Origin of the sequence: Pseudoalteromonas sp. SG45-2 (genome assembly GCF_014164115.1) — a bacterium.
Classification (GTDB): Bacteria; Pseudomonadota; Gammaproteobacteria; order Enterobacterales; family Alteromonadaceae; genus Pseudoalteromonas; species Pseudoalteromonas distincta.
Map to the genome: position 1 here is coordinate 66,689 of NZ_JACJEO010000021.1, position 24,331 is coordinate 91,019.

29 protein-coding genes are annotated in these 24,331 nt (G+C 39.5%); 9 read left to right on the plus strand and 20 right to left on the minus strand.

Going from position 1 to position 24,331, the window contains the following annotated elements:
- Positions 1-3: 3 nt before the first annotated feature.
- The 7 genes from H5116_RS15470 to H5116_RS15500 form a co-directional block, all read right to left on the minus strand.
- Positions 4-366, minus strand: a complete 363-nt coding sequence (locus H5116_RS15470) for a response regulator (protein ID WP_002959593.1) — start codon at positions 364-366, stop codon at positions 4-6.
- A gap of 8 nt (positions 367-374) precedes the next feature.
- On the minus strand, positions 375-647 hold the full coding sequence (locus H5116_RS15475; protein ID WP_002959595.1) for an STAS domain-containing protein: 273 nt from the start codon (positions 645-647) through the stop codon (positions 375-377).
- A gap of 151 nt (positions 648-798) precedes the next feature.
- Complete coding sequence (locus H5116_RS15480; RefSeq protein ID WP_024595084.1) at positions 799-1,416, minus strand: SCO family protein; 618 nt, start codon at positions 1,414-1,416, stop codon at positions 799-801.
- Positions 1,413-2,342, minus strand: a complete 930-nt coding sequence (cyoE, locus tag H5116_RS15485) for a heme o synthase (protein ID WP_182716562.1) — start codon at positions 2,340-2,342, stop codon at positions 1,413-1,415. Before cyoE ends, H5116_RS15480 begins: the two co-directional genes overlap by 4 nt.
- A 12-nt stretch (positions 2,343-2,354) precedes the next feature.
- Positions 2,355-3,344, minus strand: a complete 990-nt coding sequence (locus tag H5116_RS15490; protein ID WP_182716563.1) for a heme A synthase — start codon at positions 3,342-3,344, stop codon at positions 2,355-2,357.
- Between the two features lie 28 nt (positions 3,345-3,372).
- Positions 3,373-3,867 (minus strand): hypothetical protein, encoded by a 495-nt coding sequence (locus tag H5116_RS15495; RefSeq protein ID WP_024595087.1) that lies wholly within the window; start codon positions 3,865-3,867, stop codon positions 3,373-3,375.
- On the minus strand, positions 3,857-4,597 hold the full coding sequence (locus H5116_RS15500; protein ID WP_182716564.1) for an SURF1 family protein: 741 nt from the start codon (positions 4,595-4,597) through the stop codon (positions 3,857-3,859). The genes H5116_RS15495 and H5116_RS15500 overlap by 11 nt, the downstream gene beginning before the upstream one ends.
- A gap of 14 nt (positions 4,598-4,611) precedes the next feature.
- Here H5116_RS15500 and H5116_RS20480 point away from each other — a divergent pair, with 14 nt between their 5' ends.
- A complete protein-coding gene (locus H5116_RS20480; protein ID WP_076915320.1) occupies positions 4,612-4,920 on the plus strand; it encodes a DUF2909 family protein in 309 nt (102 codons plus the stop codon).
- On the opposite strand, the gene H5116_RS15510 is transcribed toward H5116_RS20480, so the two are convergent.
- The 5 genes from H5116_RS15510 to lexA all read right to left on the minus strand — a co-directional run bounded on the left by H5116_RS15510 (position 4,823) and on the right by lexA (position 10,099).
- Positions 4,823-5,698 (minus strand): cytochrome c oxidase subunit 3, encoded by an 876-nt coding sequence (locus H5116_RS15510; protein WP_002959610.1) that lies wholly within the window; start codon positions 5,696-5,698, stop codon positions 4,823-4,825. The two genes, H5116_RS20480 and H5116_RS15510, sit on opposite strands and share 98 nt — an antisense overlap.
- A 35-nt stretch (positions 5,699-5,733) precedes the next feature.
- On the minus strand, positions 5,734-6,264 hold the full coding sequence (locus tag H5116_RS15515; protein ID WP_024595090.1) for a cytochrome c oxidase assembly protein: 531 nt from the start codon (positions 6,262-6,264) through the stop codon (positions 5,734-5,736).
- The gene (gene ctaD, locus H5116_RS15520; RefSeq protein WP_154904130.1) at positions 6,264-7,856 is read right to left on the minus strand and encodes a cytochrome c oxidase subunit I; all 1,593 of its coding nucleotides are present in this window, start codon (positions 7,854-7,856) and stop codon (positions 6,264-6,266) included. The genes H5116_RS15515 and ctaD overlap by 1 nt, the downstream gene beginning before the upstream one ends.
- Entirely contained in the window at positions 7,856-8,998 is a 1,143-nt protein-coding gene (coxB, locus tag H5116_RS15525) for a cytochrome c oxidase subunit II (RefSeq protein WP_182693453.1), read from the minus strand. Before coxB ends, ctaD begins: the two co-directional genes overlap by 1 nt.
- Before the next feature lie 483 nt (positions 8,999-9,481).
- Positions 9,482-10,099, minus strand: coding sequence for a transcriptional repressor LexA (gene lexA / locus H5116_RS15530; RefSeq protein ID WP_024595093.1), 618 nt, complete (start codon positions 10,097-10,099; stop codon positions 9,482-9,484).
- Positions 10,100-10,266: 167 nt separating this feature from the next.
- Between lexA and H5116_RS15535 the strand changes: the two genes are divergently transcribed.
- Positions 10,267-10,707, plus strand: coding sequence for a PaaI family thioesterase (locus H5116_RS15535; protein ID WP_182716565.1), 441 nt, complete (start codon positions 10,267-10,269; stop codon positions 10,705-10,707).
- On the opposite strand, the gene H5116_RS15540 is transcribed toward H5116_RS15535, so the two are convergent.
- Complete coding sequence (locus tag H5116_RS15540; protein WP_024595094.1) at positions 10,708-11,088, minus strand: hypothetical protein; 381 nt, start codon at positions 11,086-11,088, stop codon at positions 10,708-10,710.
- 313 nt (positions 11,089-11,401) lie between these two features.
- On the opposite strand from H5116_RS15540, the gene H5116_RS15545 reads away from it, so the two are divergent.
- Positions 11,402-12,127 (plus strand): hypothetical protein, encoded by a 726-nt coding sequence (locus tag H5116_RS15545; RefSeq protein WP_182716566.1) that lies wholly within the window; start codon positions 11,402-11,404, stop codon positions 12,125-12,127.
- Positions 12,128-12,189: 62 nt separating this feature from the next.
- Here H5116_RS15545 and H5116_RS15550 read toward each other — a convergent pair whose 3' ends face one another.
- Both H5116_RS15550 and H5116_RS15555 read right to left on the minus strand, forming a co-directional pair.
- The gene (locus H5116_RS15550) at positions 12,190-12,510 is read right to left on the minus strand and encodes a chaperone modulator CbpM (protein ID WP_024599636.1); all 321 of its coding nucleotides are present in this window, start codon (positions 12,508-12,510) and stop codon (positions 12,190-12,192) included.
- Positions 12,510-13,478, minus strand: coding sequence for a DnaJ C-terminal domain-containing protein (locus H5116_RS15555; protein WP_182716567.1), 969 nt, complete (start codon positions 13,476-13,478; stop codon positions 12,510-12,512). The genes H5116_RS15550 and H5116_RS15555 overlap by 1 nt, the downstream gene beginning before the upstream one ends.
- 232 nt (positions 13,479-13,710) lie before the next feature.
- Between H5116_RS15555 and H5116_RS15560 the strand changes: the two genes are divergently transcribed.
- The 3 genes from H5116_RS15560 (at position 13,711) to H5116_RS15570 (ending at position 16,443) form a co-directional block, all read left to right on the plus strand.
- Positions 13,711-14,364 (plus strand): endonuclease, encoded by a 654-nt coding sequence (locus tag H5116_RS15560; protein ID WP_149603346.1) that lies wholly within the window; start codon positions 13,711-13,713, stop codon positions 14,362-14,364.
- Positions 14,365-14,464: 100 nt separating this feature from the next.
- Positions 14,465-16,072: a S41 family peptidase gene (locus tag H5116_RS15565; protein WP_182692764.1), complete on the plus strand. Its 1,608-nt coding sequence runs from the start codon at positions 14,465-14,467 to the stop codon at positions 16,070-16,072.
- Positions 16,072-16,443, plus strand: coding sequence for a hypothetical protein (locus tag H5116_RS15570; protein WP_182712894.1), 372 nt, complete (start codon positions 16,072-16,074; stop codon positions 16,441-16,443). Before H5116_RS15565 ends, H5116_RS15570 begins: the two co-directional genes overlap by 1 nt.
- Positions 16,444-16,514: 71 nt before the next feature.
- Here H5116_RS15570 and hmpA read toward each other — a convergent pair whose 3' ends face one another.
- Together hmpA and H5116_RS15580 are read right to left on the minus strand one after the other, a co-directional pair.
- Positions 16,515-17,696 carry an NO-inducible flavohemoprotein gene (gene hmpA, locus H5116_RS15575; protein ID WP_024605008.1) on the minus strand — a complete coding sequence of 394 codons (1,182 nt, stop codon included), beginning with the start codon at positions 17,694-17,696 and terminating at the stop codon, positions 16,515-16,517.
- A gap of 20 nt (positions 17,697-17,716) precedes the next feature.
- A complete protein-coding gene (locus H5116_RS15580) occupies positions 17,717-18,949 on the minus strand; it encodes an NnrS family protein (protein ID WP_182716568.1) in 1,233 nt (410 codons plus the stop codon).
- Between the two features lie 279 nt (positions 18,950-19,228).
- On the opposite strand from H5116_RS15580, the gene norR reads away from it, so the two are divergent.
- The gene (gene norR / locus H5116_RS15585) at positions 19,229-20,785 is read left to right on the plus strand and encodes a nitric oxide reductase transcriptional regulator NorR (RefSeq protein WP_182716569.1); all 1,557 of its coding nucleotides are present in this window, start codon (positions 19,229-19,231) and stop codon (positions 20,783-20,785) included.
- A 32-nt stretch (positions 20,786-20,817) separates the two neighbouring features.
- On the opposite strand, the gene H5116_RS15590 is transcribed toward norR, so the two are convergent.
- Entirely contained in the window at positions 20,818-21,717 is a 900-nt protein-coding gene (locus tag H5116_RS15590; protein WP_182716570.1) for a LysR family transcriptional regulator, read from the minus strand.
- A gap of 119 nt (positions 21,718-21,836) precedes the next feature.
- On the opposite strand from H5116_RS15590, the gene H5116_RS15595 reads away from it, so the two are divergent.
- The gene (locus H5116_RS15595) at positions 21,837-22,403 is read left to right on the plus strand and encodes an NADPH-dependent FMN reductase (RefSeq protein WP_008138682.1); all 567 of its coding nucleotides are present in this window, start codon (positions 21,837-21,839) and stop codon (positions 22,401-22,403) included.
- A gap of 21 nt (positions 22,404-22,424) precedes the next feature.
- Here the strand turns inward: H5116_RS15595 and H5116_RS15600 are convergent, their stop codons facing one another.
- Positions 22,425-22,865: a TerB family tellurite resistance protein gene (locus H5116_RS15600; RefSeq protein ID WP_154904115.1), complete on the minus strand. Its 441-nt coding sequence runs from the start codon at positions 22,863-22,865 to the stop codon at positions 22,425-22,427.
- A 99-nt stretch (positions 22,866-22,964) separates the two neighbouring features.
- On the opposite strand from H5116_RS15600, the gene H5116_RS15605 reads away from it, so the two are divergent.
- Positions 22,965-23,345 carry a hypothetical protein gene (locus tag H5116_RS15605; protein WP_039489163.1) on the plus strand — a complete coding sequence of 127 codons (381 nt, stop codon included), beginning with the start codon at positions 22,965-22,967 and terminating at the stop codon, positions 23,343-23,345.
- Positions 23,346-23,347: 2 nt separating this feature from the next.
- Here the strand turns inward: H5116_RS15605 and H5116_RS15610 are convergent, their stop codons facing one another.
- Positions 23,348-23,938: a hypothetical protein gene (locus H5116_RS15610; protein WP_182712897.1), complete on the minus strand. Its 591-nt coding sequence runs from the start codon at positions 23,936-23,938 to the stop codon at positions 23,348-23,350.
- Positions 23,939-24,331 lie beyond the last annotated feature (393 nt).

Below are 24,331 nucleotides of genomic sequence, written 5' to 3' on the forward strand. Positions count from 1 at the left end.
TCCTTAGCGAATAACTTTTTTAATTACCGCTAGTAGCTGATCGGGATTAAATGGTTTAACAATCCAGCCTGTTGCCCCAGCAGCTTTACCTTCTACTTTTTTTTCTAAACCCGACTCAGTTGTAAGCATCAGTAATGGTGTAAATTTATAACTAGGCAAAGTACGCAGCTCTCGTATTAATGTAATTCCATCCATTATTGGCATGTTTACATCTGAGATCACGGCATCAAAGTCTTGCTGCTTGGCAATAGCGAGAGCTTCACTGCCATCTTTAGCTTCGGTTACATCAAACCCTGCGGTTTTTAATGTAAAGCTCACCATTTGACGCATCGATGCTGAGTCATCAACCGCTAAAATTCTTTTCATATATACCCCTAACTTTTACTTTCGGTTGTTAAGTATTGGCTTAAGCCAAGTTTATTGATTGTATGTGTTAAGGCCTCGCTACTGCCTACCCAAATGATTTTGTGCTGTATGGTAAGTAGGTGTTTTTGTAAGGCGCATAAAAGTTGAATTGAGGCAGTATCAGCAGAAATCACATCGTTAATATCAAGACAGATATCATCGTTGCTATTGAGTTCGTGCAGTAAATCTTGATGTAGTGTTTCAACTTGCGTAATAGCAAGTTCGCTTGGAAGTTTTAGCATTTAGTAGGTGCATTCCCTGTCAATTCAATTCATAACAAAAGCTTAGCCCTAGTTATTAAAATTGCCATAAAATGCTTAATTAAATTTAAATCGTCGTTAAAAAACAAAAAAAGGAGCCTAAAGCTCCTTTCAAATTGGTAAAAAGTAAAAACTAGTTTTTGTAGTAATCGGCTATTTTTTTAAACTCTTTCGTTAAAGTCGTCGCATTAATTAATGGCACACTACCTTGTTTGAATTCTGGTTTAAAAATAGCTCTAACCGCTCCATTTTGATCAACCATAGCGACCGAAGCACTATGATCAACTGCATATTCTGATTCACTACTATCGCTAATGGCGTAAATTAAACCAAGCTCTCTAACAACAGGAAAAAGGTGTTTATGCTCCCCTGATACAGCTAAAAAGTCAGGATTAAAGTAATCTATATATTGCTTTCGTTTAGCTGGTGTATCGCGTTTTGGATCAACCGATAAAAACCAAATTTGCAGCGGATAATCTGCTTGTAAGTTTTTATAAACAGCATTTAACTTAGCAAGTGTTAATGGACAAATATCTGGGCAGCTTGTGTAGCCTAAAAATACTAAATTCCACTGTCCTAAAAATTGTTGCTTAGTCACTAATTCGCCGCGCTGATCGTTTAGCGTAAAATCAGACAATGGCTTTGCATTTTCGTAAACTAATGCATCTACATCTGGTGGACTATTTTCATTTGAACATGCTGATAAAAACAAAACTAAAACAACAATTAATCCAAGCCATAACTGCTTCATAAAGTGAGCCATTTATCTATAAATAAGATTACAAAGAGTACCATTAAATGAATAATCGAAAAACGAAATAAGTCCATTGCAGTCTCATCATTTCCAGCAATTTTTAATTTGACGGCTTTATATATAAACACTGCATTTAATACACACGCACCTATTAAATATATTAATCCAGACATACCAATTAAATAAGGTAATACGCAAACTACAGCGAGTAAAACAGAGTAGGCAACGACGCACGTTTTACAAAAGTCGATTCCATGGGTTACTGGTAACATAGGAATTTTAGCGCGTTCATAATCACTTTTTCGCGCTATAGCCAGCGCCCAAAAGTGTGGCGGAGTCCAGGTAAATATTATCATTACAAGTAACCAAGGGGCTGCTGCCATTTGGTTTGTTTCTGACACCCAACCTAATAATGGAGGCATTGCGCCAGCCAACCCACCTATAACAATATTTTGCGGTGTAGCACGCTTTAAAAATGATGTATAAACAAATGCATAACCTACCAATGCAAATAACGTTAATATAGCGGTTAAGGTATTAGCCCACACCATTAGCATAATAAAACCCGCAACCCCAATAACAGCTGCAAAACTAAGCGCATGTGTTTTACTTAAACGCCCTTTAGCCACAGGACGATGACGAGTCCTTGCCATTTTTGAGTCTATCTCACTATCAACCACATGATTAATAACCGCTGCAGCAGCAGAAAGTAGCCCTATACCTAACAAGCTAATAAACTGTACAGCCATACCGCGCCCTACATCAGGAGCCAGCGCTAAACCAACCCAAGCTGTTAGTACCAGCATGGCTACCACTTTAAATTTACTAATTGCTAAGTAGTCTTGCAGCAAATTATGAGTACGCGAAATTAGCGATTGAGTATTAACGGGTAGCAGTATTTTTTTATCAATTATAAGTGCCATTATATTTCCCCTTTATGTGCGTGATTTTAGGTAATAACACAACCTAACCATGCTTAATAATAGTATGGCAGCCATCAAGTTATGCGCCAGTGCAACTCCCAACGGAATATGCCAATGTACTAAAATAAGCCCTAAGCTAATTTGGCAAAGCAGGGTAAGCAATACGCTCACCACGCAATTTTTAATTTTTTTAGAGTACGCTTGGCTGTATATTTTCCACATAATTAGCGCCAGAACGATGCAAGTAACCAGTGCCCAAATGCGGTGTAATAAATGAATAGACATACGCGCTTGCTGCGATAACACACCAAATTCATAATTACTGTGCTCAAGTGGTAATTGAAATACGCTACTCAATGAAAACGGTTGTGCGTAATTACACAATGGCAAACCACTACAATGAGGAGCGGCGTAATTTGCAGCCAGCCAACCACCAAGTGCAATTTGGATAATCAATACACTGAGCGCAACTAAACTTAAACCAAAATAGCGTTTTGCGCCGCTATCGCCACCCATAATAGGTTTTGCGGTTAGCCGTAAATATAAAAGCGTTATAAGTGACAAAATACTAAAGCCACCTAATAAGTGGCCCATTACAATAAGCGGCTGAAGGTTCATGGTTACTGTCCACATACCAAGGGCAGCCTGAAATACCACTAGTAGAAGTAAAGCCAAAGGCAATTTAACTGGCGTAGTTGGATATTGGCGTTTTAAAAAAGCCAACACAAATAAACCTAAAATAAGTAAACCTAAAGCACCTGCAAAGTAGCGATGAATCATTTCTTTCCACGCTTTTGCGGTTTCGAACATCATATCGGGGTAGCTTTGAGTTGCTAAGGCTATGTCAGCCTCATGCTTAGGTACCATTAAAAAGCCATAACAACCAGGCCAATCGGGGCACCCTAATCCCGCATCACTTAAGCGGGTGTACGCACCTAAAGCAACTACAATCAAAGCGAGTAATCCTGTTATTAATACTAAGTTTTTATAATTTTTATACATCAGATACTCCAACTTAAGCTCAACTTAATTAGCTAGAACGAGAATAGTTAAGTAATTTTTTTAGATCTTTTAATAACCCTTTTTGTACTAAACGGTTTTCTTGTGGCTCGACCTTAAAGGGATATTCAAGTACCACTAACCCCATATGATCAATTAAATATAAACTTGCAGGATTTAAACTCTGTTGCTCGGTAATAATTTTCCATGGTAGATTTTTATTGTCGGGGCTTCCCATTACAGCCATATCAACCTTGCCTTGGTTTTTACCAAGTGCCACATATAAGTTATTAAGTGCATTGAGTTGTTCGCTGCATGGGGTGTTACATTCGTTTGAATAATTAAGTGCGATAGTCCATTGTTTGGGATTATTTTGCGGCCAATTTTTAAGTTTTATTTCTTGGCTTAAAAACTCGCCATTATTAGTAATTGCAGTAGGCAACCAATCAAACTTTAATGCGCCATATGCCAAAATTAATGGGATAGCGCAGCAACCCACAAACAACAAAAGGGGATTATTTTTCATTATGTGTCCTTTTTTTACTCGCAAAAATAGCCACAACAGCACATGCAACAGCAATTAAAAACCATTGCAAAGCGTAGGCATTATGCTTTTGAGGGCTCATAACAACGGCCTCATAATGAGGTGTTGCAATCTCATCACCAGTACCTTGTCTGTAAGCCATAAAATTAATTAATGATTGCTGGCTTTGGGTGCTCAGCATATTCAAGTCGATAGATTGGATTCTTGTAGGTAAGTCGTTATTTGTCGTTTTATCTTCAAGCGTGAAGCTACTTAAGTTATTTTCTTTTATTTGCGCTTTAAGAATAAAAACACCTGTAGGCAGAGTAACCTTTGGCAGTGTATCTCTAGATATAGGCGCTTTTACCCATCCTAAATTAACTAAAATCACTTTTTCTTCGCTATCTGGCTTTAGTAAAGCAAGTAGGTCGTACCCTACTTGTCCGTTATAAACTTGATTATCTAAAAGCCAATATTGGTTTTGCACAAACCGCCCTTTTAACTCAACCAATACACCAGTTTTGTTCCAGCTATCAGGCAGGTTAAGTAATTGAGACCAGCTCATCACACCACGAGTCTGTTGCTTAGCAATGGCGGTTAGTTGTTGCTGCTTTTGCTCACCTCGCTCCAACTGCCAAAACCCTAATCGCACACACACAAGTACAACAACCACAACCATACAAAGTGTGATTAGTGAGCTAAGCTTTTGTTTGTGCCATAAAACTAACTGCATAAAGGGTCAACTCAGTGATTATTAAAATTATTATCGTACTGTTGTTAATATTTATACTTTTTAACTTATTTAGAGCATTGTTTATTATGGTGTCAGGGAAAACAGGGGGACGACCAATGTCTCACTTTTTAGGTCGTCGCGTATTGTTTTCGGTCGTTGTTTTAGTTGTTGTTATTGCAGCGCTTAAACTTGGTTTTATTAAAGCAAATAATTCGCCAATAAACGCTACAGCACATATACAAATACAAACAAACACAGCCACACCACATCAACAAAGTGCCAATACCAAGCAGCTGCTTGAAAAGCAAAGTGCTTATCTTTAGTAAAGTGCCCTTTTAATATCCGTAAAAATATTACAAATAAAAGTACGGTTCCTAGCGTTACATGCATGCCATGAAAACCAGTCAATAAAAAGAACGTATTACCGTAAATACCCGCATCTAGCGTTAGGTTAAGATCATTATATGCATGCATGTACTCCTCAACTTGCAGTCCTAAAAAGCAAACACCCAATAAAATAGTAGCGCCTAAAAAAACCTTAAGTGGAGTGCGTTTATTGTTTTCCATCGCTACGTGGGCAAAATGTAGAGTAACTGAGGAAGTAAGCAGTATTAAGGTATTGATAAGCGGCAAACCTTGCCAGCCCATAGCTTGAGTAGTTTCGCCTGCAGGTGTTGAAACTAGCGGCCAAACGGCTTCAAAAGTAGGCCATAATACTTCATTGGTCATTGCATTATTGCCTGCGCCTCCAAGCCAAGGTACCGACAATACGCGTGCATAAAAAAGCGCACCAAAAAAGGCCATAAAAAACATAACTTCAGAAAAAATAAACCAGCTCATACCTTGCCTAAAAGAGCGATCCATTTGTGCTGAGTACAAACCTTGGTCCGACTCACTAATTACATTTTTAAACCAGCTAAACAACATATACACAAGCACAGCAATACCGGCATAAAGCAGGTAAACCCCGCTCCCCCCTTCTTTGCCTACACTCATAACTGTTAAGCCTGCCCCTACTGCAATAAAAAACAATGCAACAGCGCCCACAATAGGCCACGGGCTTTGCTCTGGTACATAATAATGCTCATATTCTTGATTCATTTTATTTACTCCTAGTTTCACACTAGTTTGAAAAGCTAGTTATTACTTGCCACCAGCTGTTCACTAATATCAAATACGGTATAAGATAAAGTTAATTCTTCAATGTCGCTTGGCAGTGCTGTATCAACATAAAAAAGTAATTTAAATTCAAGTTCTTCCCCTGCTTTTAGAGGTTGCTGATCAAAGCAAAAACACGCTATTTTATGTAAATACTTTGCCGCTTTACCTGGCGAGACTGATGGTACAGCCTGCATTACTTTATCTAGGTTGCTGTTATTTTTAGCACTAAACATTACTTCACGCATTGCACCGGGTTTTACCACAACACTGTATTCTTTTGATTTAACTTCAAACGGTGCACCTCTTTGCGCGTGAGTAGTAAAACTAACGCCAACTTCTCGGTTTTGTATTATTTGCGTACTTTGCTCTGCTTGCTCAAGCGAAGGTTTTCCATTAAGCCCTGTTACGTCGCAAAACACGTCATACAAAGGTACTAAAGCAAAGGCAAAGGCAAACATGCCTATGCAAATAAGTACTAAACGTTTGAGTAGCGGTGCGTGTGTCATTACTTGATTACCGGCGGCTTAGAAAAAGTATGATATGGCGCTGGAGAGTCAACTTCCCACTCAAGTCCTTCAGCCCCTTCCCATACCTTTGCAGGTACTTTATCACCGCCGCGTGCACATTTAATTACCACAGCTACAAACAACAATTGCGATAAACCAAAGGCAAATCCACCAATACTTATGATTGCGTTAAAGTCGGCAAATTGGAGTGCGTAATCGGGAATTCGACGCGGCATACCGGCAAGCCCTACAAAATGCATAGGAAAAAACAGTACGTTCACGCTCACCAGTGATAGCCAAAAATGCCATTTAGCTAACGTGATATTAAACATATTGCCCGTCCACTTGGGCAACCAGTAATAAGCTCCTGCCATTATCGAAAATACGGCCCCTGTTACTAATACATAATGAAAGTGCGCCACTACAAAATAAGTATCGTGATATTGAAAATCAGCAGGTGTAATTGCCAGCATCAATCCCGAAAAACCACCCAAGGTAAACAGCACAATAAACGCAATACTAAAAAGCATTGGCACTTCAAAAGTTATTGAGCCTTTCCACATTGTGGCAACCCAATTAAATACTTTTACTCCTGTAGGTACCGATATAAGCATGGTCGCGTACATAAAAAACAACTCGCCAGCGACCGGCATTCCAGTGGTAAACATATGATGAGCCCATACAATAAAGCTCAATAGTGCTATGGAGGATGTGGCGTATACCATTGAGGCATAGCCAAAAAGTTTTTTACGAGAAAAGGTAGGTACTATTGTAGATATAATGCCAAAGGCAGGAAGAATCATAATGTATACTTCGGGGTGACCAAAAAACCAAAAAATGTGTTGGAACATCACCGGGTCGCCACCGCCTGCGGCATCAAAAAAGCTGGTCGCAAAATACTTATCGGTAAGTACCATAGTGACAGCCCCTGCAAGCACTGGCATTACGGCTATTAATAAAAAGGCAGTAATTAACCACGTCCATACAAATAAGGGCAACTTCATCCATGTCATGCCTGGGGCACGTAAGTTCACTATGGTTACAATCACATTGATTGCGCCCATTATTGAGCTAATTCCCATAATATGTACGGCAAATACAAACAATGCAGTATTATCATTACTGTATGTTGTGGACAGTGGTGCATAAAAAGTCCAACCAAATGCAGGCCCCCCACCAGGCATAAATAACGATGCCAATAGGATTAGAAACGCAAACGGTAAAATCCAAAAGCTCCAGTTATTCATTCTTGGCAACGCCATATCTGGCGCGCCAATCATGAGTGGTATCATCCAGTTAGCAAGGCCTGTAAAGGCGGGCATAACCGCACCAAACACCATAATTAAACCATGCACTGTGGTCATTTGATTAAAAAAGTGAGGGTCGACCAACTGTAAACCTGGTTGAAATAATTCAGCTCTGATCACCATAGCCATTGCGCCACCAATTAAGAACATGGTCAGCGAAAAAATTAAATATAAACTACCTATATCTTTATGATTAGTTGTGTAAAGCCAGCGTTTAAAACCTTTAGCTGGGTGATGAGCATGATGAGCTTCATTGGCGTTAGGTTGTTCTACTATGCTACTCATTAGTTCGCCTCCACTTTGGCATCAAGTGCCGTCTGTATTTGACTCGGTTGAATAACATCACCCGTATCATTACCCCACGCATTACGTTTATAAGTAATAACCGCAGCTAATTGCTTTATAGATAACTGCTTGGCAAAAGCTTGCATTGCCGTACCGGGTCGTCCATGGATAACTACATCAATGTGATCTTTTATATCGCCAAGCACTATCGGGCTGCCTTTAAGTGCAGGAAATACGCCCGGTAACCCCATGCCAGTAGGTTGATGACATGCAGCACAATTAGCCATATATACTTGTTCGCCTAAAGTCATTAATTCTTCTTTTGGGAGGGTTTTATCAAGTAATGCGGCATCTGCTAATGCTGCTTTTTGTTTAGCCTGCTTTGCATCTGTAAGCCATGTTTTAAAATCAGCCTCAGATTTAGCGACCACCACAACGGGCATAAAGCCATGGTCTTTACCACACAACTCAGCACATTGGCCTCGGTAAGTACCTTCTTCGTTTATGTTCGTCCATGTTTCGTTTATAAAGCCGGGGTTCGCATCTTTTTTAACTGCAAAATCAGGTACCCACCAAGAGTGAATAACATCGTCAGAAGTCATTAAAAATCGTACTTTTTGATTTATTGGCAGTACAAGAGGCTTATCAACCTCAAGTAAGTAGTTAGGATTTTTATCTGCAAGATTCGCGATTTCATCTTGCGGGGTAGATAAAATAGAGTAGAACTCTACATCTTCGCCCATATATTCATAATGCCATTTCCATTGCGAACCCGTAATTTTAATAGTGAGATCAGCTTTGCTGGCATCTTCCATTGCAATTAGGGTTTTAGTGGCTGGTACTGCCATAGCAATTAAAATAACAAACGGAATTGCAGTCCAAAGTATTTCTACTTTAGTGCTTTCGTGAAATTGGGCCGGTACAGCCCCTTTAGATTTACGGTGATGAATAAGTGCCCAAAACATAATTGCGAACACTATCACCCCAATCACACAACATATTATAAATATGGTCATGTGCAGCTGATATACATTATTGCTTATATCGGTTACGCCTTTGCGCATATTGTATTGGCTGTTAGCCAAAACTGGGTGCGAAAAAACACATAATATAAGCCACAAGGTAGAGGTCAGTTTACCCATGTGACGGCTCCTTTGATGCTATTGCGAATGCAAAGCGAAGAGGCATACGGCTTAAACGCCAATTCGTTATTTTTATTTTTTTAGCCAATCTTATTTAATATTGATTGGTTTTGCTGCGCCAACAACGAGTTTGTGTATATTGTGTGTTCTCAAAACTAAAAAGCTGTGAGTTATTATTAGCTCAGCACATTAACAATTAGCTAAAAAACGAACAACAAGCAAGTTTTAGTATAAAAAACAATCAGGTGATATTGAATAATTAATAAAAATCAGTAATCAACTGGGCAACAGGAAGTTCAAAATATGAGCAAAACAAAGGGGTTTAACGCATTCGGAGGGGGGAAATATAAGTGCAAAAAAGTTTACAGCTTAAATAGTCAGTGGGCTGTTTACGCCCTATTTTTTAGTACAAATTTTAAAACAAAAATGCGTACTAATTAGTACGCATTTATAAAACTGCTTGTTTAAAAGCTATTTTTAAAGTCACATCCAATCAGCGTTTCTTATAACGCCAACGGCTAAGCCTTCAATATTAAAAGACTCATTCTCAAGATCTACTTCAATAGAGTCAAAATCGTCGTTTTCAGCATGAAGTAATACTTTACGACCCGCTTTCTCAAGACGTTTTACAGTTACGTCTTCGTCTAGGCGGGCAACAACAACTTGTCCGTTTTCAGCGGTTTGAGTACGATGTACAGCAAGTAAATCACCATCCATAATACCAATATCTTTCATGCTCATACCGTTAACGCGTAGTAAAAAATCTGCAGCCGGTTTAAACATTAATGGATCGATTTTGCAGTGACTTTCAACGTGCTCTTGCGCCAAAATAGGTGAACCAGCAGCAACACGCCCTATAAGCGGTAAACCTAATTGTTCTGGCTCTTCTTCTTCAATTAATTGAATACCACGGCTTGCACCTGGTTTCATTTTAATTGCGCCTTTTTTAGCAAGTGCTTTTAAATGTTCTTCAGCAGCATTGGCACTTTTAAAACCTAATGTTTGCGCTATTTCAGCACGTGTAGGAGGCATACCAGTGTCTTTAATAAAAACTTTAATTAGTTCGAGTATTTGAGCTTGGCGGTTCGTTAATGGTCGCATACAACTGGTTTTCCATACAGTACATTTAACTGTGAGTATATACAGTTAAATAAAAATCGCAAATTTAAATTAAGCCTTAAAATAGCTAAAGTAATTTCACTTGTGTACATTTCAAGGATATAACTAAAGCTAAGTTTATAAATGATTAAAAATGCAAAGGAGACATTATGAGTATTTGGTACCAGCCCATCACCTTAGAGCTGTGCAAGCAGTTAGAACAAGGCATTAATGGCCAAGGAACATTAATGAAAACTATGGGGATAGAAGTCACAGAAATTGGCGATGATTATTTGGTTGCCACAATGCCGGCAATTCCTGAGCATCATAACCCAATGGGCATGGTTCACGGCGGTGCTAACGTTGTACTTGCCGAAACAGTTGCCAGCTATGCCGCTAACTTTGTTGTCGATTTTACTAAATTTTACTGTGTAGGGCAGGAAATTAGCGCAAGTCATTTAAAAGCATCTCGCAACGGCACTTTAACAGCAACGGCTAGAGCGTTTCATATTGGCAAACGTAGTTCAGTATGGGAAATAAAAATTACAAATAGCCGCAATGATCTGTGCTGCGTATCAAAAATGACCGCAGCAGTCGTAGAGCGAAGATAGTTACTTTTCGATTGGGTAAATGGTAATTTCCATACCCGCACCAATCGCAGATATACGCAATAATGTATCTGCATCTAAGGCTTGATTAAAGCACTTAGGAGAAGTCCCTGATTCAAAACCAATATCAAACGTTCTACGTGAACAGCTTAACCATTGCTTTAGCGCATTACGCGAACACGATTCAATAAGCTCACATATATGGTTTATGGCTTTATCAGGTGTGCTCACCTCACCTGTAGCTTCAATACGCGCTAGTTGACGGTATTCGTCTTTGTCATAATGTAAAATCGTCGCGACTTTTTTCAAGTCCGCCACTAGCAAACTAATATCTTGCTTTGATTCAAGCTCAAGATCTACATTTAAAAATTGAATTTCCGACATCGTTTCGTATTTATCCTCTAATAATTTCATTGCAAACTTTAACGTAGTTTTACCGTTATACCAAATCAACTATGCTCTATTAACCACTTTATATGGATATTTCGCAGCTTTTAAGTATTTTTTAGCATTTAAAGCTAGCTGGATATCAAATATTCAGCTCAATTAAACAGATAAGTCATGTTAGGAATTTAAGTGTAATCTTTTTTATTTTTAAATGATTACAGTAAGCTATAGTTTAAACTGCGACAAAATGTCGCAGTAACTTATCCTATTAATGTAATAAACTAGCTTCTAAAAATAATAAGACTAAAACATGAATAAAAAAATATTTAAACATGCTCGCAAGTTACATAAATGGTTAGGATATTTATTAGCACTACAAATTTTAGCATGGTTACTAGGTGGTTTAATTATGAGTGCAATCCCTCTTGATAAAGTTCATGGGGAGCATCTTGCAACACGTACTCTTAATAACCCATTTACGCAGGCTGATTATGTTGCCTCCCTTGACGATATTGCCTCTCAGGTGTTTAATCCAACACAAATAATTTTTGAGAACTTCTTAACTACACCACTTATTACTGTCTTTAGTAATAACGAGCAGCAAAGCTTCAATGGAATAACAGGCCGACCATTTGAACCGCCAACTAAAATACAAATTACCGCAAATGCTAAAGCACACTTACTTATTGACGCTCAAGTAACAAGCGCTGTACTACTAAAGCAAGGTATGCGAGAAGTTGGATATAAAACCAATGTTTGGCAGGTACAATTTGACGACACATTTAACACAACACTGTACTTGTCAGAAAATAACGGCAAAGTTGTTACCGTTCGCAGCACGCTATGGCGAATATTCGACTTTTTTTGGATGTTACATATTATGGATTACGATGAGCGAGAGAATTTTAATAATCCACTGCTTATTAGCTTTTCAGCAACCAGTGTACTTTTTTGTTTAAGTGGAATATTACTACTTATACAAAATATACGACTAAAACGATTTATCCGAATTAAAAATAAGAATAAATCAAAATAGTCATATTGGTTTTTGAGAGCTAGCGCCCACTTATCAAAGAGTAAATAAGCCTAGGGCTTATTTTATTCCAAGTGCTTAAATCGACTCAAATGTCGCTTTAACATTTCGTTTTCGAAAATCAACTCATCACGCTCATCCAGCAATTGTAAAACTAAAGCTATTGCCGACCAATCTAACGAAAAGTCATGTTGGATACGGGCCGCTTTTTTAACTAAGGTCACTGCAGATACCGTAAATTGCCACTGCGTAACATGATCCCCCTCAATTGGAACCGCAATATTGTGCTCAACTAGTTCATACAAAATTGCTTCGCTAATATCACTGCTCAAACATAGCTCTTTGCTAGTAAGTAAATCGTCTTTTTGTGTCACGATAATTTGCATTATGGTTTGCTCCAGTTATTACGGGGATCAAAGTGAGCTTTTTTGGCTAATTCTTCCCACAGTTTTTTACTGGTATCATCAACAGATGTTGGATTAACAATTTTAAGCACAGCAAATAAATCACCTTTGGCTTTTTTACTCATTAATCCCTTACCTTTAATACGCAAGCGTTGACCAGACTGACTATTAGAAGGAATAGTTAATTGGATATTACCTGTCAACGTAGGTAAATTTAGCTTTGTACCAAGAGCCGCTTCCCATGGTGCAAGAGGGACAACTATATTTAGGTTATGACCCTCAACATCAAATAATGGGTGAGGCACTAAACTAATTTGTAAATACAAGTCGCCATTTTGCCCATTCGCTGACCCTAACCCGCCTTGCCCTTTTAGTCGAATTCGCTCGCCATTTACTGAGCTTGCAGGAATTTTCACTTTAAGTGATTTTTTAATTTCAGTGACACGGCCACTGCTGTCTCGCTGCGGTAACATAAACTCAACAGGCTTAACGGTATCAACTAAAGTCTCTTCAAGAAAAATTGGGAACTCTATTTCCACATCTTGTCCTTTTTGCGCGCGAGCGGCGTTACTTCTGCTCTGCCCGGAACGATCGAATCCACCAGCTCCGCCAAACATTGCATTAATAAAGTCAGAAAACTCTTGGTCGGTTTGAGGATCGCTTTGCTGATAATTACTTTGCGAAGAGGCATTGTTACCACCATAATGGCCTTGCTGTTGACGAGCACGATTTTGTTGGTGACGACGTAACTCGTCGTATTTTACCCGTTCTTCTTTGTTATGGATGACTTCGTAAGCTTCTGCTATTTCTTTAAACTTATCTTCTGCTTGAGGCTCTTTGCTTACATCTGGGTGATATTTTCTGGCTAACTTTTTATAAGCAACTTTAACCGCTTTATCATCTGCATCAGGCGATATTCCAAGCACTGCATAATAATCAACAAATTTCATTTGCAATCCAAATCCTCATATTGAGTAAGCTTTAAGCATACTCCTTAACGGGTAACCTTGTGTGGTTAAAATACGATAAATATTGAGAAATAAATGAATAGTGAAAGTAACTTTGAGTAAAAAAATTAATCAGGCACTTTTTATTAATATAAGCGTAGGCCTTAAGTTAACTTTATCTTTTATCTTCAGGGCTTTAAACTGCCTATTCCTGTAGTTCACATTTGTGATGGATATGACTCGATTTATTCTGGCCTTATTGGCTTGTTGTGTGTGCGTTTCGGTATCAGCCGAACAATTTACCCGTTTTTCAACGGCTAAAAGACATTTAATTAAAACCCTACCTGACAACGCCAAAAGCATTTACTGCGGTTGCGACATTAAAAAAGAAGGCAAAAAACTCGTTCCTGACCCGTCTAACTGTGGTTACATTCCTCGAAATACCCTTACCCGCTCAGGTAAAGTAAATGTGCGAGCACTACGCATTGAGTGGGAGCACATTGTTCCGGCGTGGGAATTTGGTCACCAGCTACAATGCTGGCAAGATGGCGGGCGTAAAAACTGCCGTAAAGTAAGTGCTAAATTTAGAAAAATGGAAGCTGATATAAATAACTTAGCGCCAGCTATTGGCGAAATTAATGCCGATCGCTCTAATTATCGTTTTGGTATGCTTAGCGAAAACGCCACACAATATGGTCGTTGCGAAGTAAAAGTAAACTTTAAGCAACGTGTAGTTGAACCGCCTGTTTATGCACGAAAACGTATAGCTGACACCTACGCTTACATGCAAAAAACATACGGTTTAAAAATCTCTGATAAACAGCAAAAGTTATTTAATGCATGGCAAAAGCAAGCATTCGCAGATACAAGTAGTGCGAGCAAGCTCTAAGCTTTAACACTCATTTACATAAATCAAAGTTATAAATGTTGAATAAACGAGCGAGTGTTGTAATATTTTAAACAACTTATTTACAAAAAAGCCCTTAACTATGTTTAAAAATAATAAAACCTCGCTTGCCATTTTCACTGCATTTGCGGGCTTTGCTTTGACCGGTTGTGGCGGCGGCGGTAGCGGTATCGACTCAGCCCCTGTAGTTACAACACCTGTTAGTAGCAGTCCAACATGGACTGCGGGTGTATTTGAACCCTCTAACGATTTAAAAAACTTTTGCGAAACCCCGCGTACGGGTAACGATCCCTTTAATAACAACGAGCCTTACCCAGATCAAGCCGGTTCTGCCCTTTACGAAAAACTCTGGCTTCGCTCTTGGAGCGACGAAACCTACCTTTGGTATGATGAGATTGCCGATAACGATCCTGAAAGCTTTGCCACAGTAGCCGATTATTTTGCCCAATTAAAAACAGAGCAGCTTACCGACTCAGGGGCAAAAAAAGATAACTTTCATTTTTCAGAACCTACTGAAGATTACTTTCAAGAAGCGCAATCGGGCGTTACTTCTGGTTACGGTATAAATTGGGCGTTTATTGGCGATACAGCCGACCGTATTTTACGCGTCGCTTATCTTGAAGATGATTCACCTGCAAGCCAAATAGGCTTTCAACGTGGTGATACTGTACTTTCAGTTGACGGTGTTAGCATTAATACCAATACACAGTCGGGTGTAGATACGCTTAACGAAGGTTTATTTAGTCCTACTAACGGCGACTCACATACTATTGTTGTACGCAGTAACGATGGCGCCGAAAAAACATTTAATGTAACCGCTGGCAATATTGAACAAACACCGGTTCAAAATGTTAAAACGATTACAACCGCAAATGGTTCAAGCGTGGGTTACATGCAATTTAATAGTCATATAAGCATTGCCCAAGAAGGGCTTATTGATGCAGTAAATAAGTTTAAAACCGATGGTATTGATGAGCTTGTAATCGACTTTAGATATAACGGTGGTGGTTTATTAGCACTGTCGGCACAATTGGCTTATATGGTTGCCGGTAATGCCAACGTTAACAACCGCTTTTATTATCAAACTCAACAAAACGATAAACAACCCGTTGATTCGCCTTTTCCATTTATTGATGAAGAAATAGATTACTCTACTTTTTTTAGCACAGGTGAAAACCTACCTGATTTAAACTTATCGAAGGTTTATGTATTAAGCACATCAGGCACCTGTTCGGCATCAGAAGCTTTTATTAATGGTTTAAAAGGTATAGACGCAGAAGTTATTTTAATTGGCGATACAACCTGCGGTAAGCCCTATGGCTTTACCCCAACTCATAACTGCGCAACAACCTATTACACTATTCAATTTAGTGGGGTAAATAGCAAAGGATTTGGCGAATACGCTGCGGGTTTTACACCAACCCCTACGCCACAATTTGATGCTGATGTTCAAGGTTGTGAAATTGAGGACGACTTTGATCATCAGTTAGGCGACAGTGACGAGGCCGTTTTAGCCACCGCATTGTTTCATGTTGAAAATGGCAATTGCCCAATTAGAACGGCTGCTGCAAAAGCAGAGCCAGCTAATTTTTCAAGCTCTCGTGAATCTCTCATTCCTTTAAATATGCCTGAGCAATTTACCCAGCGTAATATGGACTTAACTTGGCCAACACTGAGTGAGGAAAGGTAATGGATAAATTATTACTCCCATTAGCTACCTTATTCGCTTTAGGTGGATGCCAAAGTGTAAATAGTGATCCCGCTAAACCCGCTATATTAACGAGCGTTAATCCTAGCGTTATTGCAACACTACAACAGGCAATTCAACAAGCTAAGGGAGGCGCATTAGTAACACTTTCCGATTCCGTATTTACTAAACGTAGCGAACTGCTAATTGATCATGCAATGAGTAAAGGGTCTGATGGCAGAGTAATTATGGGCGCGCATAATATAAAATCTGAGAAGTTTATTTTGCAACTACGTAATAACCAATGCGAGCTTTACTATCCTAAAAAAGAGCTTACTACAGTACTTGAAGGTGTGACCTGTAAAGAGTTATAAAGCACTTTATTAGCGTTTATAAAAAGGCGCGCAGCACATCGCTGTACGCCTTTTTCTATTTTAAAGCGTTATTACAAGTCTTCATGCGGACCAAACACTTCATAATGAATCTGCTCGTTTTTAACACCTAGTTCAAGTAACTGCTTTTTTATAAATGCCATAAAACCGGCAGGACCACATAAGTAAAAGTCGCCATTACTCAATGGTAGCTGTGCTTGTACTGCATTTAGGTTCATTAACCCAGTAAAGTCAGCGCCCTCTGTCGCTTGGTTAAACCACGTTATTGTTTTCAAGTGGTTATTCTGCGCTGTTAGATCATATAAATATTTTGAAAACGAATGTTGCTGAGTATTTTCGCAAGCATGTAAATACATAATCTCTTGATTAGAATTGTCACTTAATAACGTTTCAAGCATAGCCAGCATTGGCGTTTGCCCAACACCTGCTGAAATGAGAACCACTGGACTTGTGTTATTGCGTAAAAAGAAGTCTCCTGCCGGCGGGTATAACTCAACAATAGTGCCTTGCTCTAATGAGTGTAAATAATTAGACACCATGCCAGGCTTTGGCTGTAGCTCTTTTTTAACACTAATACGGTAGTTTTTAGCGTTACTTTTTTGTGAAATAGAATACTGGCGAATTTCTTCATATTCAGCGCCCTCTGGCTTAACTTTAATACCTAAATACTGCCCTGGTTTATGTGTAATAACAGCTTCGCCATCAACTGGCGTAAGTGTAAAACTCGTTACTAGTTCTGATTCGGCCTGTTTGTTGGTTATTTCAAATTGCCGAGTTCCCGCCCAACCACCGTGTTTATTTTTACTGTGCTCATACAAAGCAGCTTCTTCGGTTATACAAATATCAGCAAGTACGCCGTAAGCTTCGCGCCAAGCGTATTCAACATCGGGAGTAAATTGCTCAGGAAGAAGTTCTTTAAGCGTACCAATTAAGTGTGCACCTACAATAGGGTAATGCTCAGGTAAAATATTCAAGCTTGTATGCTTATGATTAATACGTGTTAGCGCTTCTTTTAATACGGCTAAATTATCAATATTTTGTGCATACGCAGCCAATGCATTAAAAAGTGCAAATTGCTGACGACCTGTATCTTGGTTCGCCATATTAAAAATATTTTTAAGCTCAGGATTATGACTAAATAAACGCTTATAAAAATGATCGGTAACAACCGTACCCGCCTGCGCTAATAACGGAACTGTGCTTTTTACAATCTCAATGGTTTTATCAGATAACATATGTATTTCCTATGGATGAACTAACCACGACGCCCATCAACACGACGCCGCGTTAATATAGGTGTGCAGTGAATTAAAAATAATGAAAAAGCTACTAACCACAGCAAAGCACTTATTTGCCAAGCAAGGTGAGGCCTAATAATAAAAGGGAGTAATGAACGAGTAATAGCGGCCACAAGCAAAAATGCAAAAGCAACAGCCATGTAATGAGGAATAGCGAGTATCCGCCCTGTATGACCATGCGATACACGCGTCATCATTGCTAAAATCATCATACCTATTGTGCCAATAGTGATTAAGTGCAGCGCATCTTTAAATTGCATTGCACTGCTATAAAAGCTAAATGCAACCATCATTAACCCTACGCCTAACGCTAAGTAGGAAAAATGTAAAGACCATAACAACGGCACTCTCAATACCTTGCTATCCCACCAACAACCAGCCCTAAGCAGGTGAAGCGCAGCAACAGTTGCAACAACTAACGCAGGATTAATCGTGTTCAAAAACAACTTGTTGATGAAAAATAAAGTGATAGCCACAATAGATAAATACATAACAGCTTTATCTATTTTAGGAGTGCGAACTTGTGCGGCTAACCCCAGACCTTTAGCGGTAAAAAATGGTAAAACGCGGCCCGCAACAATGCCAACTAGTAAAGTAATAACCAGCACTGCGGTATCAACCACACCAAGTGCAAGCTGCATGTTTTGTTGTAAAACAAGTATTAAATACAATACATTGAGCCCACAAAGCACAGCTAAAATAGCTAAAAACGGATAGTTACTTTTGCTATTGGCTTTTAATAACATATTAGCCAACGCGGTTATGGCGCCTAGCCACCAAATAACTTGTAATGTAAGTGCAGCATATAAATTAAAATGAGCAATATCTGGCAGTACTACAAAAAATGCTAAGCGCGCTGCAAGCCATATAAACGTAAGCCACATAAGGGCTTTGCCACTTATGCTCGGCACGCCTGTCCACGTTTGTGCTGCGGTAAGTAAAAAGCCAACAGCTACAACTCCTGCAAAGCCAAACAGCATTTCGTGCGCGTGCCATAATGTCGCAGGTATCGATAAGTGCCAACTTGCATGGCCTGTTAAAATAAGTAGCCAATACCCCACTGACAAAAATGCCAATAAGCCACCGCCTAAAAAGAAAGGCCTAAAAGCTAGCATCCATAACGACCATTGAGATACTTGATGAATAGCAACGCGTGCTGGCATTGGCTCAGTTAAGTTTATAGGGCGCATTATTTTATTTCCTGCCCTACACCATACTGAGCAAAAAAGTATTCAGCGCACGCTAGTGCCTCATGCAGTGAACTAAACTGTGTTTGATTATTTAAATTATTCAGCATTAGTGTGTTCATGGCGATCTCTGTAACTAACTACGTTACTTAGCTATTACACATACTGTGCCAACAAGTTTAATTAATTAAATTCAACAAGTTAAATTAAATCACTTTACAGTGTGAGTCTTTATGACCTACTATAAATTAACTCATAAAAACACAAATAGGTCATTTTGACGTGAACCAGCAATTCAACCTTACACAAGTTGCTCTAGAGCTTGCTCAAAGTACACTACACGAGCATAGCTTTGATAAATTACTAGCAACGGTTGAGCGGGTTATTCCAAGTGATGCAAGTGCGTTATTAGTGCTTCAGGGCGAACAATTAAAACCACTGGCAATTAAAGGATTAATGCCCGACAGTTTAGGCAGACGATTTAAAATAGTAGAACACCCTCGCCTAGAAGCTATTTGCAAAAGCACACTCGCGCTTCAATTTGCGCACGACTGCCCACTACCCGATCCATACGACGGATTACTATTAGCTAAAACCGGCGACATACCGGTACATGCATGTTTAGGTTTACCTCTTTATGATAAAAACGCGCTACTTGGCGTACTTACGTTTGATAGCCTTAACGCCAATGCATTTAACAGCATAAGCGCTGATACACTCAATACCTTACAAACGCTGTGTAGCGCGCACTTTAAAACGGCCTTAGAACTTGCCCATTACAAACAGCATGCACAGCACTCAAGTGCATTAGTACAAGAACTAAATCGTGAAGCATTAACACGTGACGGCGGTGAAATTATTGGTCAAAGTCCACTAATGCAAACACTTAAAAACGAAATTAAACTCGTTGCAGCATCTAACTTTAGCGTGCTTATATTAGGTGAAACAGGGGTAGGGAAAGAGCTTGTTGCACGTAATATTCACTTAAATTCAGCTCGCAAAGATCAACTGCTTATTCACTTAAATTGTGCATCGCTTCCCGAAAACCTCGCTGAAAGTGAATTTTTTGGTCATGCGAAAGGGGCTTTTACAGGCGCACAAAATTCGCGCCAAGGTAAATTTCAATTAGCTGATGGCGGCACGTTATTTTTAGATGAAATTGGGGAACTACCCCTTGCCATGCAAAGTAAACTATTACGAGTGCTACAAAGTGGCGAAATACAAACGGTAGGAGAAGACACGCCAAAGTACGTAGATGTACGCGTCATTGCCGCAACCAACAGAAATTTAAAAGAAGAAGTAGCTCAAGGTCGCTTTAGAGCCGATTTATACCATCGCCTCAGTGTCTACCCTATTACTGTGCCACCACTTAGTAAACGCGAGCACGACATAACACTCTTAGCTGGTTATTTTATTGAGCAAACAGCCCGTAAATTAGGGATAAAACAATTAAAACTAAGCCCTGAAGCGCAAGTACTGCTTAATCAGTACAGCTGGCCAGGTAACGTGCGCGAGCTTGAACATGTCATTAGCCGCAGCGCCCTAAAAGAAAAACAAAGCCAATGGCAAAATCCGATAATAACCATTACAAGCGAGCACTGTGACTTAACACCGAGTGCGCCGCAAAACTCTCTAGTAGCAAGCCAAAGTACAACCAACACCTTAATCAACCAACCTTTAAAGCAAGCTGTAGAATCGTTGCAATACAACGTAATTACCGAGCAATTAAAGAAGCATAACTACAACTGGTCAGCAGCAGCAAGAGTACTTGAATTAGATAGAGCAAACTTAGTACGCTTGGCTAAACGCCTAGGGATAGAAGTAAAAAAAACACTATAATCATTTAAAATACAGCTAACACGCTGCTAAAACTATTGATTAGCAGCTAACTTACTAAAGTGTGTTTTTAACAACCCTGCAAAAGCTTGTACTTTAGCAGTACGATGCACTAAGTGATGCGTGACTAACCATACATCGGTAGGCCAGCTTAACTCACTGTGCAATATAGGCACTAAATCAGGATATTGCGCCGCTACGTCATGTTGTAATCCGCCAATGCCTAGCCCTTTAATGATTGCACGAGTCGCTTCTGCAGTTTCAGATACTCGCAGCTTTATTTGCGATGCAGGAATGTGCTCATCAGCCCATGCAAAATAAGGCACGCGGGCATTAAAACCTGCCACGCCCGATACAAAGTTATGTTGTTGTAAATCAATTAATAATTTAGGCATACCGTATTTATTAATGTAACGTTTATTAGCGTATAAACCCGATGAAAGCTGCGCCAAATGCTGAGCAATATAATCGCCTTCATCAGGTCTTGGGCCTGCACGCACTGCAATATGTGCTTGTCCGTGATCGAGCCTTAGCCTTTTTTGTTCTAAAATAACCTCAAGCTGCACTTGTGGATGTAGCGCCTGAAATTGCTCACATACATCACCAAGGACATCCATGAAGCCACTTACCGTCGTTAGCAACAAACTACCTCTAAGGGTGCTATCGGCCGCTACTATATCGTTTTGTAACTGCTCTAAGGAGCTATGGATTGTTTGTGCTGTTGCAAATAACTTGGTGCCAATTTCAGTAACCTTGTAGCCACGAGCATGGCGATGAAAAAGCCGTGCATTTAAGTTTTTTTCAAGATTATTAATTCGCCTAAGCACTGTGCTGTGGTGCACATTAAGCTCCTCGGCCGCTGCTGTTAGCGTGCCTAACCGTGCTACTTCGAACGCAACTTTAACGTCTTGCCAATCTTCAAATTTTATCGCCATGCTGCCTACCTTTTACTTATGTGCATATACGCACACAAGTGTTGCGTTTATTAGGGTTTTCTACAAGTGAAATTTTGCTACATTAGTCATGTAACTTAAAACATTAAAAGGCCACTACCATGTCAGCACCAAAAATTATCGCCCTAGCTGGAAGCCTTCGCCAAGAAAGCTTTAACCAAAAAATTATTAATGAGGCAGCACGTTTTGCTCTACAAACAGGTGCTGAAGTAGAAGTAATAAAACTAAACGAATTAAACATCCCACTATTTAACGAAGATATTGAAGCGCAAGGTACACCAAGCGATGTACAGCTTTTAAAAGATAAGCTACGTACAGCCGACGGTATTTTACTAGCAAGCCCAGAGTACAACGGCTCTATTACCGCAGCACTAAAAAATGCGATTGATTGGGCATCGCGTACAGAGCAAGGTGCTGTTCCTGCTTTTCGTAATAAAGTGGTTGCTTTGTTTGCAGCATCGCCTGGTGGGCTTGGCGGCTTACGCGGTTTAAATCATGTGCGTGATATATTAAGCGGCATTGGATCGTTAGTACTTGCCGATCAACTTGCAGTACCCGCTGTGCACACACTGTTTAATGAGAATGGGCAAATAAATGAACCTGTAACGGCTGAAAAAGTATCAGCCCTCGCTCATCAGTTAGTAAGCGTTGCAAGTAAGTTAAGATAACTTGCACGCCTAAATAACTAATTACTTTGTCGCTGCTATTTTGGCGGCGATAAAGTCGGTATGCGTTACATATAAAAGCCCTGCTACTTTACGTATAACGTAGTCTTCTTGGGGATCTATTTCTCCATCGGCATACGCTAAGCGCCATAATAACTCTATTATTTCTATTCGCTGCTCCGCGCTACAATGCTCATTAATCTGTTTTGAAAACTGAAAGTAATCTATCGAATCATCTAAGCTACTTGCCGCATTATTAGTAAGCTCATTAACCTCAGTGTCTGTTAAATTAAAGTACTTTTTTAAGGTTACAGTCAGGGTTCGTTGTTCATCATGTTCAAGCTTGGTATCTGCGCGCATAACTTCAATTAATAATGCAGCAACCGCTGTTTTTAAGTCGTGCTCTTGCATACTTGGCTGCTGTTCATCGAATACAGCAAAAAGTTGTTTTATTTGTTTGAACATCACACTTTCCCTTTTTGGGTGTTAGACTAATACGTAAAGAAATCGACCTTATTACTCTTATTAATGGGTATAAAGTTCGCAAATTAAAGGATACATTTTATGAAAGGAATAAACACACCACGCTTATTTATAGGCGCTACGCTGGTGGCCCTTTCGAGTGCAAATACTGCACTTGCTGAAAAAGCCGAAACCGAGAAGCTCTACGACTTTGATAACAAAGTACATTACTACCAAACACAAATTGGCGAAGACAACTATAAAATAGAAATCCAGTCAGACGATTACAAACACTTTACCAATCAAAGTGTATTTTTGTTACGTCATGCTGACCGTCTATGCCGCGGCAATACCTTTATGTTGAAAGTACTTGAAGGCGTGCAAGAGTACGAACGCTTTCCAACAAAACCACGCGCTTACCAACCTGATTTAAGTGTTTTACTCCAATGCGAAACTAAAGAAGATACAAGTAAGGGTAAGTAACCTTATTTATAACCCCAAGGTGCTGATGGTGGAGTAATCGGTTTAGTTAAATCAAAATCCACCTTAAACTCACGTCCTTGGCGAATTAATCGATAAGTAAATACTTCTGGGTAAATATACATTTGCCATGTATTACCTACAGACTGCGCAAGACCTTGTTTTACAAATAACTCTTTAGAGTATTGGTCTGCTGGAAACGACTGTATCTGCGCAGACCCTGCATCAAGCGTATGGCCACCATACATAGTTGATGCGTCGTCTGTTCCATCTTTATGACGATGATCGTGCTTTAAACTCAAGCCGCTACCCGTTTTAGTTATGATCCACGTACGTGATGCATCGTCTCCTACATGAAACGGTACTTGTAACTCAGTCTCACCACATTTACGTACATGCATAACCAGTTTTTTATCTGTAAATGAGCTTGGGCCTTTCGCGTTATCTACCGCTACTTCACCTTCAAAAGCTTTACCACAATGCGCTGCAATACTATTAAAAAAGGCATCATGAGTAGGAATAGACACTAACGGTGCAGGGCGTGCAAAGGCTGTCGATGAAGCAAGTAATAAAGTTGCTGCAGTTAATAATTTCATTTGTTTCTCGTTATAGTTATTTTAAAACACCTGTAATAGTACAGTTTTCTTAAGTACTTTATTAGAAGTATCTAAATAAAAATGAGAACAGGACAACTAGATAAAATTTTAAGTAATGATTAACGACTAAATATCTCTGCACTCATTAACAATCCTACTTTTATAAATATTAATTGCACACTCCGAGATGTGATTTTAACGTCGGGAGTCGCTACGCTCGAACGACCCACGTGATGGATGTTGGTATGAGTGTGTGTTAACTGCGCACATTTCACTTTTCTGCAGATGTAAAAAAGCCCGACTATTTCTAGTCGGGCTCTCTACAATGTGAGGTCGGTGCGCTACGCAGTAGGATGTCGTAGTGCCCACAGCGGTAGAAAGTCGTAGTGCCCA